Below are 19567 nucleotides of genomic sequence, written 5' to 3' on the forward strand. Positions count from 1 at the left end.
GAATGGGCGAGCGAAAACCCGATAGAGCAACGGCCATGCGCTTGCTTATTGAGCAAGCAAAGCAGGAACTTCCGCTTTATGAACCCGATACGTTTTTTTGTGGCACCAATACCTCGTGTATTGGTTGCCCTAAAAAACTGATGGAACTGGTCGATAGCGAATTATCGTATTGGGAACATCAGTTGAATACGGGTAACACACCCAATTTCGATGATATCCGTCGCTTTGCTAAATTATGCGCAAACGTCAAGCGTGGTTTAGTACGCAATCAACTACTGTAAGTCGAACTCACCGCATCCGCTTTACTGATCAAGTACCAGTGTTGACCTTGCTTGGGCTGTAATTGATTAAACGATAAACGAGTGATCCACACTGATAATCTATCGTGTGTTTGCATGTCATCACGCTCAAGGATTTGAGTGTCGATTAACATCCCCTGCTCACCTTGCCAGCTCACAGGGCGAATATCCACTATAGTAACTGACCACTGATTGACAAAACTACTTTGCACGAGCGCGGTCTTTGCAAGCCCGACTCGATTCGCTCTTAGTATTAAGGTCGTGTGTTCATTCGGCGTCAAATGGGACTTCAATGCACTAAAACACGTTTGACCTGCCAAACTGTATTCTGTCAATCCAAGTGCTGTATGATGAGCCACTGTTTTGACTGACAACAGCGACACAAACTGACTCGCGCAGACACTATGTTCATCTAATGGTTGTGCTGATTTTCTCATTAGATTCTGAAGTTGATATTGATGAATACCGGCACCGATGGGCATTTCAATCCATTGTTTTTGTTCTCCATCATGCGACTGAACAAACGCAACATCGGCCAGAGCCAAGGCATCTTCCAGTTGATGGCATGCAATCAGCGCCACTGCTCCTTGTAGCGCTAAATAGCGTTTGATTACGGCTATCGTAGCCTGTTTATTGGCGGGATCTAGTCCTGTCAATACCTCATCAAGAAGCAGCACCGGCGTCCCTTTAATCATCGCCAACAGCAAACTCAAGCGCTGTTGTTGCCCGCCACTTAACTGCGTTGCCCGAAGCGACAGACTCTCACCCAGCTTTAACGGTTCAATCGCCCAGCTGACATCGAACGCCTGCCGTTGTTGTTTGGCAACGAGATTGATTAGCGCTCGGACTGTAACATGGCCAAATAAAACGGGTTTTTGAGTCACGTAGGCCAGTTGTCGCTGGTGTACTTTCAATCGCTGTTGCTCTTGTTGAGTTACACCCACTTTAATCGAGCCGTTGGCGTGGTGTAATCCGACAAGCGCATTAAACAGCGTGGTTTTGCCTGCCCCACTTGGCGCTAGTAATACACCAACTTCTCCGGCTCGCAGCGTACAGTTAAATTGCTGTGAAAAGGGTAAGGACAACGTCAACCTGACGTTTAACACCTTATCCTGTTGGTGATGTTGATTATGTTGTAATGGCTCACTTGCTAGGAAAGCTTGAGGCTTAGCAGCTTTTAGAAAACCTGAACTCATCACTCGATGCCTCCCCCAACGCATTTACGCGTGTCCTTGTACCAATTGCTGCGATTGCTTTTGCCACCATTGGCAAGCAAACACCACACTAAACGAAAATACCACCATCAATATGGCCAAGTGCTCGGCGGCTTCAAAATTAAAGCTCTCGACATGGTCAAAAAGCGCCAGTGACAGCACTTGTGTTTCGCCTGGAATGTTGCCGCCAATCATAAGGATTGCACCAAACTCACCAATAGTATGGGCAAAACTTAAGGTCGCTGCGGTGTAAAGCGCGGGCTTTATTGCAGGTAATACGACCAAATAAAATTGTTTCCAAGGTGAAAAACCAAGTAAGGCGGCCGAATTATGTAATTCTCTCGGGAGCTGTTCGAAAGCACTTTGCAACGGCCTAAAGGTAAACGGCAAACTGTATATCATTGACGCCAGCCAAATCCCCGTAAAGCTAAACACCAATTGAATACCTAGGGTTTCGTTTAACCAAAGCCCTAGGCCTTTCGTTGGGGAAAATAACACTAGAAAATAATAGCCCATCACGGTCGGAGGGAGCACCAAAGGTAGGGTGACTATCGTTTCGATAAACGGTTTAAAAATGTGGTGACTACGCGCTAAAAAATAAGCACTGGGTAGGCACACCAACAATAAACAGACGGTGGTCAAACTTGCCAGTTGAAGCGTTAATACGACGGCTTGCCAATCTAACTCCGACATCTGGGTTACCTATATCCTGACGCGTTTATAAGCTGCTTAGCCGCATCGCTTTGCACAAAGTCAAAAAACGCTTTCGCACTCGGATGCGGGGTTAATAATAGGGCATGCTGCTCGATGGGTTCATACCACTCGATTGGCAAAGAGATATAGGTTCCAAGGTGGTCGGCTTGCAGCAGACTCTTTGCAATTAGTCCAAATTGGGCGTGCCCGCTTTCAACAAATTGAAACGCCTGCAATACCGATGTCCCTTGCACTATTCGTTGTGGGGTGACGTTTTGTGTTTGTAGTACTTGCAACGCGGCCCTACCATAAGGGGCCAATTTCGGATTCGCTATTGCTACGGTCGCCGTTGACAAAGCTTGACGCCAATCCGAGAGTAAGTGCTCATTTTGGACGGAGGCATACAGCACCAGCTCACCTTTTGCATAAACTATCGACTCGTATCCAAGCCCGGCTTGCTTTAAACGCTGCGGTAATGCGTGATCGGCTGAGAAATACACATCAAAGGGGGCCCCATGTTGAATTTGACTTGCCAACGCTCCTGAAGACCCAGTGACCACACGTACCTCTGTCGATTTACTCATTTGTAACTGAAATAGGTTAACTAATTTATCCATCGTCGCGCTAAAGTTTGCCGCGCACGCAATAGTCAATTTTGAGGGTTGAGCCATACTCTGAGCGCAAAAAAACAGCGCAAAACTGCATAACAGTATTGAGTAAACCATTTTTGCTCGTTGCCACATCACCACATCACCTTGCGTATTTTTCGTTACATCCACTGCGCCGCTGCAATCTGATCTTTGTGATTGGCACTAACCCAACGATTTAATCCACCTTCAATGACTTCTCTTTTCCAAAACGGCGCATTGGCTTTGAGTAAGTCCATCAAATATTGCGCCGCTTCAAACGCCGCTTCACGATGCACACTAGATACCCCGACCATGACGATTTGATCTTTTAACGACAGCGGTCCAACTCGATGAATGATAGTAACCTTCTCTAATGGCCAGAGTTCAAGCGCTTGCTCTTCCAATTGAGCTAAGTACTTATTGGTCATTTCGGGGTAATGCTCTAAGTACAATTGATTGACCTGATGCCCTTGATTTAAATCCCGCACGCGACCGACAAACAACACAACGGCGCCAGAGCAGCTGTCATCTTGCATTAGCGCTTCATATTCTTCATTTAAATCAAAATCGTGTTCTTGAACTCGGATCATGATCAACCTCCTGTCACCGGTGGAAACATGGCAATTTCATCACCGTCACCAATTTTGCTGTTTGCCGTAGCCAAAGACTGATTAACAGCGACTAACACATCTTTATCGAGCAGCCATTTGTGCCAACGCTCATTGCTTTGTGCCAGTTTTTCTCGTAACTCAAACACCGTTAAACCCGTTGCATTTACCGTGATTTCAGCACAATCAAGGCGCTCTCGAAGCTGTGCAAAAAACAATACCTTATTCATGGTTGTCTCCCTTTGATGCTCGTTGGTAGGTACCGCGACGTCCACCTGATTTATGGGTTACACATAACTGCGCTACCACCATATCTTGATCCACTGCTTTGCACATATCGATGATAGTAAGCGCGGCAATCGAAGCGGCGGCGAGTGCCTCCATTTCGACCCCCGTTTGACCCGCTAATTTACAGTAACTCAATACCCAGATACGGGAATGTTCGACATCAATTTCAAAGTCAACCGACACCTTGCTCAGTGCCAGAGGATGACAAAGAGGAATTAAGTCTGAGGTTTTCTTTGCTGCTTGTATCCCTGCAATGCGAGCAACTGCTAGCACATCGCCTTTTTTCAACTGATTCTGAGTAACCAACTGAAGTGTTTCAGGCTTCATCTCGACATAAGCCTCAGCACGGGCTTCGCGAATGGTGATGGCTTTGTCCGCCACATCCACCATGGCAGCTTGACCATGGTCGTCAATATGAGTTAGTTGCATACACTATCCTCGCGTGAGCTGCATACCACAGAGTTGGTGGTGCTTAAATGTGGTACAAAGTTACAGGGACCTTGCCTTGCATCCAATTGCGCACTGATGATTTCATCCCATGCGGTTTCACAGGCTCTTGGGCTACCAGGCATGGCAACAATCAGGGTTTTATTGGCGAGCCCTGCGCTTGCGCGCGACTGTAATGTTGAGTAACCCACCTGCTTTAATGAGCAGTGGCGAAACAATTCACCAAACCCATCAACCGATTTATCAAATAGCACTTCGATGGCTTCGGGCGTCACGTCCTCATCCGTTAAACCTGTGCCACCGGAAATCAATACGACTTGGATTTCATCGTTAGCAATCCATTTGCTAACCGTTGCGCGGATCTGATATTTGTTGGCAGGCAGCACGCTGCGAGCACTGACACAATGCCCTGCATCCAAGGCTCGTGCTTGCAACAACTCTCCAGCGCTATCATCAGCAAGAGTCCTACGATTACTGACGGTTAATATCGCCACGTTCAACGGTACAAAATGTTCAAACTTTACTCGGCTCATGCTAACTCCTTATCATTTACTACTCGATTGGCGAGTAACCACTGCGCGGGGGTATTGGTATTCATTAATTCTTGCGTTTCATCGACCTCGTCGAAGCGAATTGCTTTGGCCGCAATGGCATCAAGTAAGGCGTGCAGTGAAAGCCTGTTTTGTTGCAAACGAAGTTCACACTCGGCTAGCACTGCTGGATTGACACGCACATAACAAGGCATCACCGATGCGTCGTAGTAACAACTGCTGGCAAAAACACGACCTTGGATCACTAAATTGCTGAGGCTCGCTCGGGTTAACAACGGCATATCTACAGGGATTACGAGCGCTTCACAGCTCTCACTCGCGGCCAAACACGCGTGGATCCCAGCAACTGGTCCTTTGCCTGGATAAATATCTTTAATGCAATGAGGCGCATTGCGACTAACAAATACTTCGTCGCAACCGACTTCTTGCAGCAGTTGCGTGGCATGCTCAAGTAGCGTTTTGCCTTCCCAGTTAAGTAGCGCTTTGTCCTCGCCCATGCGACGTGATTGACCACCAGCCAAAACTATTCCTAACAACATACTAGCCTCCTAACATCGCCAGATGCTGAGTTAAACCAACGTTGCCTTGTTTGAGCTGATGTCCCTGCCATTTGTTTAGCACTTGCTGGGTTAAATGCAGCGCCAAACCTTTCGCATCGCCGTAATTTAACCAAGGAGTCAAATCCTCGTTGGCTTCACCGAACAGGCACAAATGTAATTTGCCTTCTGCTGACACCCGTAAGCGATTGCAGCTAGCGCAGAAATCCTTACTGTAAGGCATGATAAGACCTATTTGACCCAAATAATCGGGATGACAAAACTCCAAAGCGGGGCCTGCATCGGTGCGTTTGGGTAATAGCTGCCAACCAGACTTTTCTAAATCCATGCGAATACCACTGCCCGCAAGATGCTGGGCACTAAAATAATCTGTATTGTCTTGTGTACGCATTAGCTCTATAAAACGAAAAGTAACAGGCTTGTCTTTGATAAAATTAAGAAACTGTTGGAGCTGTGGACCATTGTATTGTTTTAGTAAAACCGCATTTAATTTTACTTTTTTTAGTCCAAGCGCTAGCGCTAAATCGATACATTCAAGGACCTCGTGAAGGCTGTCACTACCCGTGATCTGTGAAAAGGTATAAGGATTTAAACTATCTGCGCTTAGGTTCAACGCAGACAGCCCAGCTTCAATCAAGGTGGGGAGCTTTTTCTTGAGGTGATAGCCATTCGATGTCATGGCGATCGACTCTATGCCAGCAGTCGCTTTGCAAAGGGCGACGATGTCGGGTAACTCTTTACGCAAGGTTGGCTCACCACCAGTCAAGCGTACTTTTTGTGTCCCCACCATGGCAAAGGCTGCAAGCAAAGTACGTGTCTGTGCAAGACTCAGCGGACGTGCGCGAGTTTGGCAATCGTAGCCATCGGGCAAACAGTAGTTGCATTTAAAATTACAGACTTCCGTTACCGATAAACGCAAATAGTTAAACTTTCGATTAAACGAATCTTGTAGCATGTGAGCCTTTCCAAATCGGGAGGCCTGCGCATTTCTGCCCAAACCCGGTGGTAAACCACGGTACACCCTCCATGCCAGTTATTGGTTTAGGAGTGTGTACTTCGGCGTATGGTGCAAGAATAGTAATTTTCGTTTCGCGTCACCATACAAAAGAGGGGGCAGCCGAGCTACCCCTTAGTAGGTAAATAGCTAAGTGATTGGCTCACTTCTTGCCATATTTTGTTTGGCAGTCAACACCTTCGCAAAATGAGCAAGACTTGGAGTCATGCATCCTTTTGGTATTTGCACGTCGATAAGATAAAACTGACTGGAGTCTTCAAACGCTTGGCACAAAGCCTGCTCAAGTGCCTCAGGCGATGATACTCGTATCCCAACCCCACCAAAATGCTGCGCCATGTCCGCAAATGGCCAAAGCCCTAAATCAGCCGCCTGACTATCGGGCGCAAAGGCACGGATCATTTCCCAACCCTGATTATTTAAAAGTACAACAATCGGTGTAAAGCCGTAACGTCGGCAATGTCCAAGCTCCATCCCTGTCATTTGGAAAGCGCCATCACCCACTAACACAACAGGACGGCGACCTGTCGTCGCTTGAATACCAAATCCGGCAGGCACGCCAAACCCCATCGAGGCGTAATAGCCAGGCGCGACCACCGAGGTGCCTTTTAAACCTTGACTGACAAACAAACAATCGCCCACATCACTGGCCACAGGTAAACGACCGTATTTGTCAAAGCTGCGATTCAATGCCTCGGCAATCATCATTGGCGCGATAGCCCCTTGTGTTGCCAGTGTGTCGTCACTGTCATTGTTCGCATGCGGCAGATGAAATGCCCATGTTTTGGGCGTGGCGAACGCTTCGAGTTGAGACAAGATGGTTTTTAATGCAATCCCATGGTAACTGTAGTGCCCTAAGTTTACTTCGCGGTGTTCAATAAACACGGCTTGCCGTCCTGCTAATGTCTCGGCACTGATGGCAAAATTGCTGTCTGATAAAATAGCGCCAACAAAAATCACCAAATCTGCCTGCTGCACGATTGCTGCAACTCTCGGGTCGCCGGCTTCACCGAGGTATGTCCCTTGCACGGGACTATCTTCAAACTCTTCTGCGATCCCTTTCCCCATCAGCGTAGTAAAGCAAGGTACGTCAAGCTCAGAGACCCACCGACAAAATTGCGCTTCGACGTCATAGCGCTTGACTTCAACACCCGCCAGCACGATGGGTCGCTGCGCCTTAGCTATGATATGCAACAAGTCTTTCACACATTTTTCTGTAGATGCGCACACTGACTCTTCAATGGGTCTATTTATGATCAACTCACTAAAGTGTTCCGATGCCATGTTACGGGGTATTTCGATCAGGACTGGACGTGATTGCTCTTTACATTGCTTTAAGGCACGAGCGATTTTTTCTGCAGCATGGTCTAGATTATCTAATCTTACCTGTGCGCAAGTAATCTCTTTAAAGATTTGCACTTGGCTATCGATTGATTTCACTTGGTGGTGTAGCTGTAATCCTAACTCCATTTCGCTTTGCGAGGGCATGCCAGCCAGTACCACTAACGGCGAACGTTCGGCATAGGCTTGTGCAACCGCATTAACGCTGTTAAGTGCACCAGCCCCATAGGTCACGGCTAGAACACCTATCCCCTCATGAAGTCGTCCACTAGCGTCAGCCGCAAAGGCCACGCTAGGTTCATGGCTTAAGGAGTACACGGGTAAAATCTGACTTTGTTCCATTTCACGAAAAAACGGCAGAATAAAATCCCCAGGGATCCCCCAGACTTGTTTCGCACCAAAGCTTTTTAGCGATTGCAATAAAACACGAGCTAACGTCATACCTACCTCTGAAAGTTGTCTATCGATGTCACCTTGCCTGAGGCCAGTCGCCCATTTATTGATTTAGCGCAAACTTAATTAGGTGATTATCTTCACTACCCACAATGAGATTTATACGTCGTGTTTTCTACCTATGGAGTGAGAGGGTAGCGATGATTGGTCTTCCTAAAAACAGGTAACCAATCATCTTCACATTGATTTATTAGCGATTGGAGCGCAGAGCCTGAGATTGTTGTTCATCGCCAAAAGCCAGTAACCATGGATCATTGAGTTGCTGAGTTTTGAAATCCTCTTTGCAGCTTAACCCTCGCCAACCCGCTGCGATAATGGCTTGGATCACCGCACTGGCAAGTGCATTGCCTGGTCCTAGCAAAATGATCCGCTCGGGGCAAAACTCTTTAACCGCCACTTGCACCGCTACCGAGAAATCAAAACACTCCACCACTTGTTTATCTAGCGTGTACTCTCTGAGCCGCTCTACCTCAGTACAGTTGGGCGTCCAGATCCGCCCCGTACCATCCACCAAAGGTAGAGAAGGCGTTCGAAAGTCGCTGCTGGTAAACATCTCTAACGCTCGCTCTGCTGCACCCTGCATAAACGGCGAGTGAAATGCAGCATGACCGTTTAACAGCAAAGGGAAACGCTCATCAATGGGCGGTAGTTCTTCGTGCAGTTGTAAGATCCGCCTGCTGTTTCCCGCTATTACCGCGTAGCCTCCATAACGTATAGAATGGAAAATTTCGCTTGGATACTGATTAAGATACTGTTCAATCTGTTGTTTTCGTTCTTTTACTAACTGCCACTTTGCATCCACCAAAGGGTAGATCAATTGCATTCCGCAATCGTCATCACGTTGACTACTATTAGTTAGTGCAGCCATCGTCGTTGCAATCGTCACCGCTTTATCAGGTTGCCAACCCCCACTGCAGGCGAGTGCGGTATACCAGCCCATCGAATTACCTGTCATCGCAACCACATCGTATTGATTCTGGTCTAGACTGTGATAATCCAAAAGCCCAGCCCCCAAAATCAGACTCGCTGCATGCTCAGCTTTGCCATGTAAACGTGCGGAAAAATGCGCGGCACCATCCAGTTCATCTAGACCCGGTAGCTGCTGCTTACACAGTGCATCATTGATTTGTTTGAACAGCGTTTCGGTGCACGAGGAATGCTGCAAAATACGTTGGATATAGCCTAATTCTGGACGGTTATAACTTCCCCTACCGGGACAAATAACTAAACTGCGATATCCCATAACTTGGTATCCTTGGTTGGTTGCTTAGCCTCAAGTAATGAAAGCGCTGCTGCAATAATATCGGCTTTACTGGGCAATAACTGATAGGCCGCGGCGCCTAGGGGAATAAAGCAATCCACGCCACACACTCGGCCAATCGAGAAAAATCGATCTCGTGATTCGTGCAATAAGGTAAATAACTCCTCACTTAATGAGCCCCGTTGCCGACATTCATCCACGATCAAAACTCGTTTACAAGGGCCGAGCGCCGAGACGATCTGATCGCACTGTAACGGCACAAGGTAACGCAAATCGAGTACTCGAACGCGGTATCCTTGTTGTTCAAGTTCGAGCTGTGCCTGCAAACTAAGATACGTACCATTGGCATAGGAAATAATCGCTAACTCATCCCCATCGCCTGTAACGTTTGGCTCACCGAATTGCGGTAATCGGCTCTGGGCTGACGGATACAAAGAGAGCCATCGATTATCACCGGCTTGGTGCAAATCTCGGGTATTGTAAAGCGCGATAGGCTCAAGGAAGATCACCACTCGCCGTTCTTCATACGCGAGTTTTACAGCCTGCCGGAACAATAATACCGCATCAGCAGGGTTACTCGGGCACAGCACAATGAGACCTGGAATATCACGAAATACCGCCAGTGAGTTGTCATTATGAAAATGACCACCAAAGCCTTTTTGGTAACCAAGCCCGGCAATTCGGATCACCATAGGGTTGGCAAATTGTCCATTTGAGAAAAAACTCAAAGTCGCCGCTTCGCCGCGAATTTGATCTTCGGCGTTATGCACATAAGCCAAAAACTGAATTTCCGCTACGGGCACGAACCCTTGCTGCGATAACCCAATAGCGAGTCCTAAAATAGACTGTTCATCAAGCAACGTATTGAACACGCGATGCACTCCAAACTCTTTTTGCAAGTGCTGGGTTATGCCGTATACGCCTCCTTTTTTAGCAACGTCTTCACCAAAGACCACCAGCTCAGGGTACTGCAATAACTGTTCATGCAATACCCAGTTGAGTAACTTCCCCATATGCTGGGGCATAGTCAACCGCCCTGCACTGCGTGAAATACTTTGCTCAAATGCAATATCGGATAACGCGTCTTTGGCGGCTTTGTAATGACACGAACTTACTGTGAGGCTTGCTGCAATACTATCAACCGAGGTCAATTTTGGTGTGTTAATCACTTCATTGGCGATACCCGCGATACGCTTATCGAGTTCACTCGCGTACTGGATCAGTTCTGCTGGTGTCGCAAAACCATAGCTAATAAGTGACTGTGCGGTTGCGCGCAGTGGATCGTGCTCAACTTGCGCTGCAATCTGGGTCGCCGAAAGGTACGCGGTTTGCGCGTCCGCACCGGCATGACCAAATAGACGTACCATTTTCAGATGCAAAAAAGCGGGTTTACGTGTGATCCGCACATAATCAATGGCCGCTTGCACGGTAAAAAAGCAACCTTCTAAATCGCAAGCATCAGTGCTGAAATAACGCAGTTGTGGGTGTTGAGCGGCAAATTGCGCCACCCAACCAGCAGGCGTTGGCGTTGAGATCCCAAGTCCGTTGTCCTCACATACAAATAAGATCGGCATAACGAGGTGTTGGTAGCTTGTCCAAGCTGCGCTATTAAACGCACACTGTGCCGAAGCGTGGTTAAGTGACGCATCGCCAAAGCTTGCCATCACGATATCGTCATTGCTCTGTCCTTGCCGCTGCTTGAGTCCAAGCGCAAACGCCGCGCCAACCGCTTTAGGTAAATGCGATGCGATGGTGCTGGTCTGCGGTGGAATATTTAGGGCTTTACTGCCTAGCACCTTATGACGTCCCCCCGATATTGAGCATTCACGACTCGCGACAAACGACGCGAGCAGATCGTACAGTGGCGTTTGCCCTGCTAAATGCCGACTCCGTTCGATGAACAACGCGCCACTACGATAATGCAAAAACACCATATCTTGCAGTGACAACAGGCGCCCGAGGACGACGTTGCCTTCATGTCCTGCGCTGCCTATGGTATAAAAACTCTCGCCTTGCGCTTGTAACAGGCGAGAGCGTAAATCGAGCAAACGACTACTCAGTTGGCTTTCAAATAATTGCCACCACACGGCGCGAGTTAGTCGACTCGTTTTTTTGGGTGAGGCAACAGCACTATGGCTTTTTATCTCATCGATAAAGCCAATCAGCCAGACTGGCATTTCATAAGGTAAGCTTTTTCGCATAACGGTTAGCCTGCAAACGCACATAGCCCAGTTTGAGCTCGCCCTAAAATTAAGGCATGAATATCATGTGTACCTTCATAAGTGTTGACCGCTTCTAGATTTAACACATGACGGATCACGTGAAATTCGTCAGCAATCCCGTTACCGCCATGCATATCCCGCGCATGACGAGCTATCTCCAGCGCCTTACCACACGAATTACGTTTTATTAATGAAATGGTTTCGGGTGCAAGCGCGCCCGAGTCCATTAATCGCCCAGCTTGCAAGCAACCGAGTAAACCAAGTTGAATCTCGGTTTGCATATCGGCTAATTTCTTTTGGATCAACTGATTGGCGGCAAGAGGACGGCCAAACTGGTGGCGCTCCATCGTATATTGACGCGCAGCATGCCAGCAGAACTCTGCGGCACCTAATGCCCCCCATGCGATGCCGAAACGGGCTTTATTTAAACACCCAAATGGTCCTTTAATCCCTGAAACATGAGGTAAAATCGCACTACTTGGCACCACGACATTGTCCATGACGATTTCCCCTGTGATGGACGCTCGCAAAGAAAATTTGCCTTCGATCTTGGGAGCCGACAATCCAGTCATGCCCTTTTCCAAAATAAACCCTCGGATCTCGCCGTCTAATTTGGCCCAAACAACAAATACGTCCGCAATCGGCGCATTCGTGATCCACATTTTTGTGCCGTTTAAAATATAACCCTCTGCACAAGGTTTTGCAGTCGTGCGCATACTCGCAGGATCCGAGCCTGAATCGGGTTCTGTTAAGCCAAAACAGCCCACCCACTGACCTGATGCAAGCTTTGGTAGGTAGTACTGTTTTTGTTCTTCGCTGCCATAAGCATGAATTGGATGCATAACCAATGACGATTGCACACTCATGGCACTGCGATAACCACTGTCTACTCGTTCAACCTCACGCGCAACCAGACCATAACAAACATAATTGACACCGGCACAGCCGTAGGTTTCTGGCAGTGTTGCGCCAAGCAAACCGAGTTCACCAAGCTCATTCATGATTTCTCGGTCAAAACGCTCTTCGCGATTTGCAGATAAAATACGAGTTTGTAAGCGCTCTTGACAATATTGCCTTGCGCTATCGCGTACCAAACGTTCTTCTTCGCTCAATAACGAATCAATTAAAAAGGGGTCTTGCCAATTGAATGGAACTTTCATTGTTTTATCTCACCTATCTTTGTGGGTATAGCTAGACTAGGCGAGACTTTGCTAGAGTAAAAATAGGTATATATTTCATCATCTATAGGTTTTAACTATGGACTTTCGCCATCTCAGCCACTTTATTGCGGTCTATGAATCGGGCTCATTAAGCGCAGGAGCGCGTCAATTGGGGATTAGCCAACCATCTTTATCGCAATCAATCCTAACGCTCGAAGCCAGTTTAAAAACGACGTTGTTTGTTCGTATCCCTAAAGGAGTAACCCCAACGACAGAGGGCGAAAAACTGTATTTACACGCTTGTAATTTAATTGGTCAGTTGCAGGCTGTGCGCTCTAGTTTCGTGCAACGACCTAAAAAATCGAAGTTTAAGCTTGGTTTGATCCATGCCTTAGGTACGGACAGAATGGCGTGGCTTTTAAAAGAATTTCAAAATTTATGTGCCGTTAATCAATTAGAGCTCGAACTGGTGTTGGTTGCACCAGATAGCGAATGTGATGCACGGATCATCACCACCAAACAGCTAAAATCCGGTGAGTTATTTACGCCTATTTGGCAAGATAACTACGTCATTGCCCTTAATAGCCATTCTCCATTGTCTCTAAAAACGCAATTATCAGCTCAGGATTTTGCAGATCTCCCCTTAATCAAACGCTTACCTTGTGAAGCGTGGCGACATTTAGAAGCGGTATTATTAAAAGCGAAAGTAAAACCAGACATCCGTGCAGATATTCAAACCATAGAATATGCACTGGCACTGGTATCAACAGGGATTGGAGCTGCCTTAGTACCTGATTTTACGCAGCTTAAGTCTAGACCCGACCTCTGTTTAAAAGAACTTGGGGATTTTTCGGTGCAACGTGAAATTGGTCTCGCACATCGCCGAGATGGACATCATCCTTTAATGCCCTTTCTACAAGCAGCGTGTTTGAGTGCCAAAACGGCTTACTTGTAACGAGTAAGCCGTTTTGCTACTTAAAATAGAGCATGCAACAAAACACAACGCACTAATGATAACTTTGGCTACCGCCTACAGGTCGAAATATCAATTTCACTTCGGTGCCTTTCAGTTCCCTTGGTGAGATAAATAACTCACCTTGCAGGTGCTTGGCACGCTCTTGCATGATAGCCATACCATAATGGTTAAGCTTTTCGCTGCCATTGACCATACCAACGCCATCATCACTGACCGTCAACTGCAATTGATTATTTTCGGTTACCGCAAGGTCAACCCAAACATTCTCTCCTTTACTGTGATGCACTGTGTTTTGACACGCTTCGCGGGCGATTTGCAGCAAGTGAATTTCTTCCATTGGCGAAAGTGGGACTTGTTTGACAGCAAAGTTAAGATGGAACTGCATATTGGACTGCTCAGAGAGTTGTTCAATGGTTTTTTCAAGCGCCGCTTCTAATCCTTCGCTCACCATCTTTAAGCGGAATGTCGTCAATAACTCGCGCAATTGACGATAAGCCGAATCTAGCCCTGTTTTCAATTCATCAATGATTGGCGGCTGTAGATCAAACTTCTGCTTTTCTTGGGTTTTAGTCAAACGGGTTACTTGTATTTTCAAATACGATAGAGCCTGTGCAAGGGAGTCATGTAACTCTCTGGCAATTACCGTACGCTCATGCAACAGCGCAATACGTCTAGCTTGATCATTTTGTGCTGCCAAATTAAGCGATAATGCGATTTGATCAGCAACCGATTGTACTAATTGCATTTGCCATGACCCTGCCGCAAATCCCTCTTTACTACGCACAACTAATACACCGTAATTATTAGTTCCATAGACCAAAGGAAAGCGCGTAAACGTCGGCTGCTCCAAAGACATAAACGCGGCATTACCATCACAATTGTCACAATTCTTAGCTTCGCACAGTCCTTGTTTATCGGTTTCCGGTTTCATTTGCATATAGGGTTTGTCACCGCTTGCCGTCATTAAACACAATTCGATGTCTTGTACTTCGATTAAACTCGAGAGCTCATCAAGGATTTGTTGTAAATCCAATTTGCTCTCTTGCGCTTCGAGTAACAACCTTGCGGTTTTAAACAAAAAGGTCAGCGCCTGATTATTCACCTCAAGCTCTTCAGTCTGCTCTTTCACTCGTGTTTCAAGTTGCCCGTACATCGAGGCAATCGCTTTACAGGTATGGTTAAACGTAGCGCCTAGTAAGGCAAGCTCGTCGTCACCTTTTAAGTTTACGTGATGAGTGAAATTACCTTTACCTATCGCATAAGCCGCATGAGTGAGTTCAACCAAAGGTTTTTCGACACGTAAACTAATCAAATGAAGGGTAAAAATCCCAACCAAAAGGGTAATAAATAAAGCCGCCAGTTGAATGGAACGAAGTAGTCTGATTTTACTTTCTGCATGCGTTTGTACTGCAAATACGAGCTTATCGGCGTTACTGGCAAGTTCGCTCACTTGCTGGTTAAATTTATTTCTGTCAGTAATGGGTAAATTCAATAAAGCGGGTTTGAGCTCTCGTTGCCAATGATCGATCACCTCAGTCCAGAGTGTATTTAAAGCCACATCACTTTTTAATTTTTGGAAAATCGGATCATCAAGTTTGGCTTCAAAGTCTGCAATGCGTGATTGGATCTCTCCACTGTGCCCTTCGACACCGTACATCCCAAGTTGATAGGATTCCATGCGCAAAGAGCCGCTTAGGTTAATGGCTTTAGCATCTAAGTCGGCAAGTTCAGTAATCCAATAAGACGCGAACAAGGTACATATCGCCAAACTGATCACACCTATAATGGAACCTTTGATATAGACCGTTACCGAGCCATTAAAGCGACTTTTTAGTTCTCCAAACCGAATACCCACAATAATTACCCACCTATTTTAAACGACTAAACAATATCGCTTGAATGTTATCAACACCAGTATTTTCGCCTTAAATCACCCTAAATAGCACTACCACCTTGTAGGTATATCTCTATTTTTCATTAAGTTACAGATATTGAGTTCTTGACCGTCATCAAGTTAATTTACGCCCACATCACTATATTTGATGAGCAATGTAGCTGCCTGCCAATTCAATGTGCCACTTGGCAGCGCGCATAAATTGAGCAGGATAGGAGAGTAAATATATGAGCCATTTCTTAAACAAAATGCGCTTTTTTAAGACCAACAAGCAAAGTTTCGCAGGTGGTCACGGTGTAACAACTGATGAAAATCGCGATTGGGAAGACGGCTATCGCCGTCGTTGGCAACATGACAAAATCGTGCGCTCAACGCACGGTGTTAACTGTACCGGCTCATGTAGCTGGAAAATTTACGTAAAAGATGGATTAGTGACGTGGGAAACACAACAAACAGACTACCCTCGAACCCGTCCTGATTTACCAAATCACGAACCGCGCGGTTGTCCTCGTGGCGCAAGCTATTCATGGTATATCTACAGTGCTAACCGTCTTAAGCATCCAAAAGTAAGACAAGCCTTACTCAAACTATGGCGTGAAGCCAAACAAAGCTTTACCGATCCAGTCAAAGCCTGGGAATCCATCATTACCAACCCAGAAAAAGCGAAAAGCTATAAGTCAAAGCGTGGTTTGGGTGGATTTGTCCGTGCCGATTGGGACGAAGTCAACGAAATCATTGCTGCATCAAACGTGTATACGGCAAAAACTTACGGCCCAGACCGTATTATGGGATTCTCACCCATTCCAGCGATGAGTATGGTCAGCTATGCTGCGGGTTCACGTTATTTGTCACTTATTGGTGGTAACTGTTTAAGCTTCTACGATTGGTACTGTGACTTACCGCCTGCATCACCACAAATCTGGGGTGAGCAAACGGATGTACCGGAATCTGCAGATTGGTACAACTCTAACTACATCATCGCTTGGGGCTCAAACGTGCCTCAAACACGTACTCCAGATGCGCATTTCTTTACCGAAGTGCGTTATAAAGGCACGAAAACCGTCGTAATTACTTCAGATTACTCTGAGTGTTCTAAGTTGTCTGACATCTGGTTAGCACCAAAACAAGGTACGGATGCGGCGCTTGCTATGGCATTTGGCCACGTCATCCTTAAAGAATTCCATATAGACAAACCCAGTGAATATTTTACCGACTACGTGCGTCGCTATACCGACATGCCTATGCTGGTCGTCTTAGACAAAACCGAAAAAGGTTTCACCCAAGGCGCGTTTTTACGGGCGTCCGACTTAGCGGATAACTTAGGTCAAGATAACAATCCGAAATGGAAAACCATTGGTATCGACGAAGCTTCAGGTTCTCTCATTTCACCAACGGGTGCTATCGGCTACCGCTGGGGTGAAAAAGGGAAATGGAACATTGAGCAGCGTGACGGCAAAACCGGTGAAGAGATTAAACTTGCCCTTAGCCTGAAACAACATGCTGATAAAGTGGAATCCGTTTTATTCCCGTATTTTGGCGGTCAAGCACACGAATTGGGTTACTTCCAACATACTGATCACGACGAAGTACAAGTACGCAAAGTGCCCGTTAAAACCATCACGTTAAAAGATGGTAGTGAAGCGCTTGTTGCGACGGTATTCGACTTAATGATAGCGCACTATGGCGTAGATAATGGGCTTGATGACGCTGCTGTTGCAAAAACGCTCTATGACGATGTGCCTTACACTCCGGGTTGGCAAGAGAAAATCACGGGCGTAAAAGCGGATCACGTTATCCAAGTGGCACGTGAGTTTGCCGACAATGCCGATAAAACGCGTGGTCGCAGCATGGTGATCGTTGGGGCGGCACTCAACCACTGGTACAACATGGACATGAACTATCGCGGCCTCATCAACATGTTGATGCTGTGTGGCTGTGTTGGACAATCAGGTGGCGGTTGGGCGCACTACGTCGGTCAAGAAAAACTGCGTCCACAGTGCGGCTGGTTGCCGCTGGCATTTGGCTTGGATTGGCAACGTCCACCGCGTCAAATGAATGGTACTTCATTCTTCTACAATCATTCCGATCAATGGCGCTACGAAAAGCTAGAGATGACAGAGGTATTGTCACCACTGGCAGATAAGAGCAAGTGGACTGGTTCGATTATCGATTACAACACTCGTGCAGAGCGCATGGGCTGGCTACCTTCAGCACCGCAATTGGGCATGAACCCATTACAACTTTGTAAAGATGCTGAAAAAGCAGGTATGTCAGCGAAAGACTATGCTGTTCAACAACTTAAATCTGGTGCATTGAAGTTTGCCTGTGAAGACCCTGATAACCCACAAAACTTCCCGCATAACATGTTTATTTGGCGTTCAAACCTGCTTGGTTCATCGGGTAAAGGCCATGAATACATGCTACGCCATTTCCTCGGAACTAAACATGGTTTACAGGGTAAAGATCTTGGTGAAAGCGGTGACAAAAAACCAGAAGACGTGGTTTGGCATGACAACGCTCCTGAGGGCAAAGTAGACCTATGGGTCACGCTTGACTTCCGTATGTCAACAACCTGCTTGTACTCCGATATCGTGTTACCAACCGCTACTTGGTATGAAAAAGACGATATGAATACCTCGGACATGCACCCGTTTATTCACCCACTGTCAAAAGCGGTTGATCCGGTGTGGGAATCTCGCTCTGACTGGGACATTTTCAAAGGTATCGCGAAGAAATTCTCTGAACTGTGTGATGGCCACTTAGGCGTTGAACAGGATTTAGTTACGTCGCCACTTATGCATGACACCCCTGCTGAGCTTGCTCAACCAGATGGCGTAAAAATGTGGTGGAAAGGCGAATGTGATCTAGTTCCAGGCGTCACTGCGCCAAACATGATAGTGGTCGAGCGTGATTATCCGAATACGTATAACCGCTTTACATCACTTGGTCCGCTTTTGGACAAGTTAGGTAACGGTGGTAAAGGCATTAATTGGAATACGCAAAAAGAAGTCGATTTTCTTGGTGAGTTGAACTACCGACACACGTCTGAAGGTCCTCAAAAAGGTCGTCCAAAAATTGAAACGGCCATTGATGCGGCTGAGGTTATCTTGAGTCTCGCGCCAGAAACAAACGGTCAAGTTGCAGTAAAAGCGTGGGAAGCACTAGGTGAATTTACAGGTCGCGACCATACACATTTAGCCAAACCTAAAGAGGAAGAAAAAATCCGCTTTAGAGACATTCAAGCACAACCGAGAAAGATCATCAGTTCACCAACTTGGTCTGGCCTTGAAGACGAGCATGTGTCGTACAACGCGGGTTACACCAACGTGCACGAACTCATTCCATGGCGCACAGTAACTGGTCGTCAACAGTTCTATCAAGACCATCAATGGATGCGCGATTTTGGTGAAACGATGGTGTCATACAAGCCACCAATCAACCTAAAAACCACGCAGCCAATGTTAGGTAAAAAACCAAATGGTAATAAAGAGCTGACGTTGAACTGGATCACGCCACACCAAAAATGGGGTATTCACTCAACCTACTCTGACAACTTGCTGATGCTTACGCTTAGCCGTGGTGGACCGATTGTTTGGCTCAGTGAAATCGATGCCAAAGAGGGTGGTATTAAAGACAACGATTGGATTGAAGTGTTCAACGTCAATGGTGCCATTGCCGCTCGTGCTGTTGTTTCACAGCGTGTACCACAAGGGATGAGCATGATGTACCACGCTCAAGAGCGTATCGTAAATACACCTGGCTCTGAAGTTTCAGGCACACGTGGTGGTATTCATAACTCAGTAACCCGTGCGGTCATGAAGCCAACCCATATGATTGGTGGTTATGCACAACAAGCTTACGGATTCAACTATTACGGTACGGTAGGTTGTAACCGCGATGAGTTTGTAATCGTCCGTAAGATGGACAAAGTTGATTGGTTAGATAACGAGTAGCCGAGGAAA

The 19567-nt window shown here is 46.7% G+C and carries 17 protein-coding genes and 1 riboswitch; of the genes, 3 read left to right on the forward strand and 14 right to left on the reverse strand.

Annotation, left to right across the window (positions count from 1 at the left end):
- The first annotated feature begins 2 nt into the window (after positions 1-2).
- Complete coding sequence (locus ACFOEE_RS09900) at positions 3-281, forward strand: hypothetical protein (RefSeq protein ID WP_377123730.1); 279 nt, start codon at positions 3-5, stop codon at positions 279-281.
- Here ACFOEE_RS09900 and ACFOEE_RS09905 read toward each other — a convergent pair.
- The 13 genes from ACFOEE_RS09905 to ACFOEE_RS09965 form a co-directional block, all read right to left on the reverse strand.
- Positions 269-1495: an ATP-binding cassette domain-containing protein gene (locus ACFOEE_RS09905; RefSeq protein WP_377123732.1), complete on the reverse strand. Its 1227-nt coding sequence runs from the start codon at positions 1493-1495 to the stop codon at positions 269-271. The genes ACFOEE_RS09900 and ACFOEE_RS09905 overlap by 13 nt on opposite strands.
- Before the next feature lie 24 nt (positions 1496-1519).
- A complete protein-coding gene (gene modB / locus ACFOEE_RS09910) occupies positions 1520-2206 on the reverse strand; it encodes a molybdate ABC transporter permease subunit (RefSeq protein ID WP_377123734.1) in 687 nt (228 codons plus the stop codon).
- A gap of 5 nt (positions 2207-2211) precedes the next feature.
- Positions 2212-2949: a molybdate ABC transporter substrate-binding protein gene (gene modA / locus ACFOEE_RS09915; protein ID WP_377123823.1), complete on the reverse strand. Its 738-nt coding sequence runs from the start codon at positions 2947-2949 to the stop codon at positions 2212-2214.
- A 26-nt stretch (positions 2950-2975) separates the two neighbouring features.
- On the reverse strand, positions 2976-3425 hold the full coding sequence (locus tag ACFOEE_RS09920; protein WP_377098457.1) for a molybdenum cofactor biosynthesis protein MoaE: 450 nt from the start codon (positions 3423-3425) through the stop codon (positions 2976-2978).
- Positions 3426-3427: 2 nt separating this feature from the next.
- A complete protein-coding gene (locus ACFOEE_RS09925) occupies positions 3428-3673 on the reverse strand; it encodes a MoaD/ThiS family protein (protein WP_377098459.1) in 246 nt (81 codons plus the stop codon).
- On the reverse strand, positions 3666-4160 hold the full coding sequence (gene moaC / locus ACFOEE_RS09930; protein WP_377123736.1) for a cyclic pyranopterin monophosphate synthase MoaC: 495 nt from the start codon (positions 4158-4160) through the stop codon (positions 3666-3668). Before moaC ends, ACFOEE_RS09925 begins: the two co-directional genes overlap by 8 nt.
- Positions 4151-4711, reverse strand: a complete 561-nt coding sequence (moaB, locus tag ACFOEE_RS09935) for a molybdenum cofactor biosynthesis protein B (RefSeq protein WP_377123738.1) — start codon at positions 4709-4711, stop codon at positions 4151-4153. The genes moaC and moaB overlap by 10 nt, the downstream gene beginning before the upstream one ends.
- Complete coding sequence (gene mobA / locus ACFOEE_RS09940) at positions 4708-5268, reverse strand: molybdenum cofactor guanylyltransferase (protein WP_377123740.1); 561 nt, start codon at positions 5266-5268, stop codon at positions 4708-4710. Before mobA ends, moaB begins: the two co-directional genes overlap by 4 nt.
- A 1-nt stretch (position 5269) precedes the next feature.
- A complete protein-coding gene (gene moaA / locus ACFOEE_RS09945; protein ID WP_377123742.1) occupies positions 5270-6241 on the reverse strand; it encodes a GTP 3',8-cyclase MoaA in 972 nt (323 codons plus the stop codon).
- A riboswitch (molybdenum cofactor riboswitch) is annotated at positions 6230-6360 on the reverse strand. Its footprint overlaps the gene before it by 12 nt.
- A gap of 70 nt (positions 6361-6430) precedes the next feature.
- Complete coding sequence (gene ipdC / locus ACFOEE_RS09950; RefSeq protein WP_377123744.1) at positions 6431-8080, reverse strand: indolepyruvate/phenylpyruvate decarboxylase; 1650 nt, start codon at positions 8078-8080, stop codon at positions 6431-6433.
- A gap of 202 nt (positions 8081-8282) precedes the next feature.
- Positions 8283-9335 (reverse strand): malonyl CoA-ACP transacylase, encoded by a 1053-nt coding sequence (locus ACFOEE_RS09955; protein ID WP_377123746.1) that lies wholly within the window; start codon positions 9333-9335, stop codon positions 8283-8285.
- Positions 9317-11554 (reverse strand): thiamine pyrophosphate-dependent enzyme, encoded by a 2238-nt coding sequence (locus tag ACFOEE_RS09960; protein WP_377123748.1) that lies wholly within the window; start codon positions 11552-11554, stop codon positions 9317-9319. The genes ACFOEE_RS09955 and ACFOEE_RS09960 overlap by 19 nt, the downstream gene beginning before the upstream one ends.
- A gap of 5 nt (positions 11555-11559) precedes the next feature.
- Entirely contained in the window at positions 11560-12735 is a 1176-nt protein-coding gene (locus ACFOEE_RS09965) for an acyl-CoA dehydrogenase (RefSeq protein WP_377123750.1), read from the reverse strand.
- Between the two features lie 97 nt (positions 12736-12832).
- Here ACFOEE_RS09965 and ACFOEE_RS09970 point away from each other — a divergent pair, with 97 nt between their 5' ends.
- Positions 12833-13690, forward strand: a complete 858-nt coding sequence (locus ACFOEE_RS09970) for a LysR family transcriptional regulator (RefSeq protein ID WP_377098477.1) — start codon at positions 12833-12835, stop codon at positions 13688-13690.
- Between the two features lie 52 nt (positions 13691-13742).
- On the opposite strand, the gene ACFOEE_RS09975 is transcribed toward ACFOEE_RS09970, so the two are convergent.
- Positions 13743-15566: a histidine kinase gene (locus ACFOEE_RS09975; protein WP_377123752.1), complete on the reverse strand. Its 1824-nt coding sequence runs from the start codon at positions 15564-15566 to the stop codon at positions 13743-13745.
- A 266-nt stretch (positions 15567-15832) separates the two neighbouring features.
- Here ACFOEE_RS09975 and ACFOEE_RS09980 point away from each other — a divergent pair, with 266 nt between their 5' ends.
- The gene (locus ACFOEE_RS09980) at positions 15833-19558 is read left to right on the forward strand and encodes a nitrate reductase subunit alpha (RefSeq protein WP_377098481.1); all 3726 of its coding nucleotides are present in this window, start codon (positions 15833-15835) and stop codon (positions 19556-19558) included.
- The last annotated feature ends 9 nt before the right edge of the window (positions 19559-19567 follow it).

This window comes from Pseudoalteromonas fenneropenaei, from assembly GCF_042643375.1.
In the GTDB taxonomy this organism is placed as follows: domain Bacteria; phylum Pseudomonadota; class Gammaproteobacteria; order Enterobacterales; family Alteromonadaceae; genus Pseudoalteromonas; species Pseudoalteromonas fenneropenaei.

Excerpts from the sequence above, each read along its gene's own strand:
- ACFOEE_RS09970 (WP_377098477.1), top strand. The coding sequence starts at position 12,833 with ATGGACTTTCGCCATCTCAGCCACTTTATTGCGGTCTATGAATCGGGC.
- ACFOEE_RS09920 (WP_377098457.1), bottom strand. The coding sequence starts at position 3,425 with ATGATCCGAGTTCAAGAACACGATTTTGATTTAAATGAAGAATATGAA.
- ipdC (WP_377123744.1), bottom strand. The coding sequence starts at position 8,080 with ATGACGTTAGCTCGTGTTTTATTGCAATCGCTAAAAAGCTTTGGTGCG.
- ACFOEE_RS09925 (WP_377098459.1), bottom strand. The coding sequence starts at position 3,673 with ATGAATAAGGTATTGTTTTTTGCACAGCTTCGAGAGCGCCTTGATTGT.
- ACFOEE_RS09960 (WP_377123748.1), bottom strand. The coding sequence starts at position 11,554 with ATGCGAAAAAGCTTACCTTATGAAATGCCAGTCTGGCTGATTGGCTTT.
- moaC (WP_377123736.1), bottom strand. The coding sequence starts at position 4,160 with ATGCAACTAACTCATATTGACGACCATGGTCAAGCTGCCATGGTGGAT.
- moaA (WP_377123742.1), bottom strand. The coding sequence starts at position 6,241 with ATGCTACAAGATTCGTTTAATCGAAAGTTTAACTATTTGCGTTTATCG.
- ACFOEE_RS09980 (WP_377098481.1), top strand. The coding sequence starts at position 15,833 with ATGAGCCATTTCTTAAACAAAATGCGCTTTTTTAAGACCAACAAGCAA.
- moaB (WP_377123738.1), bottom strand. The coding sequence starts at position 4,711 with ATGAGCCGAGTAAAGTTTGAACATTTTGTACCGTTGAACGTGGCGATA.
- modA (WP_377123823.1), bottom strand. The coding sequence starts at position 2,949 with ATGTGGCAACGAGCAAAAATGGTTTACTCAATACTGTTATGCAGTTTT.
- ACFOEE_RS09965 (WP_377123750.1), bottom strand. The coding sequence starts at position 12,735 with ATGAAAGTTCCATTCAATTGGCAAGACCCCTTTTTAATTGATTCGTTA.
- ACFOEE_RS09905 (WP_377123732.1), bottom strand. The coding sequence starts at position 1,495 with ATGAGTTCAGGTTTTCTAAAAGCTGCTAAGCCTCAAGCTTTCCTAGCA.
- ACFOEE_RS09955 (WP_377123746.1), bottom strand. The coding sequence starts at position 9,335 with ATGGGATATCGCAGTTTAGTTATTTGTCCCGGTAGGGGAAGTTATAAC.
- ACFOEE_RS09900 (WP_377123730.1), top strand. The coding sequence starts at position 3 with ATGGGCGAGCGAAAACCCGATAGAGCAACGGCCATGCGCTTGCTTATT.
- mobA (WP_377123740.1), bottom strand. The coding sequence starts at position 5,268 with ATGTTGTTAGGAATAGTTTTGGCTGGTGGTCAATCACGTCGCATGGGC.
- modB (WP_377123734.1), bottom strand. The coding sequence starts at position 2,206 with ATGTCGGAGTTAGATTGGCAAGCCGTCGTATTAACGCTTCAACTGGCA.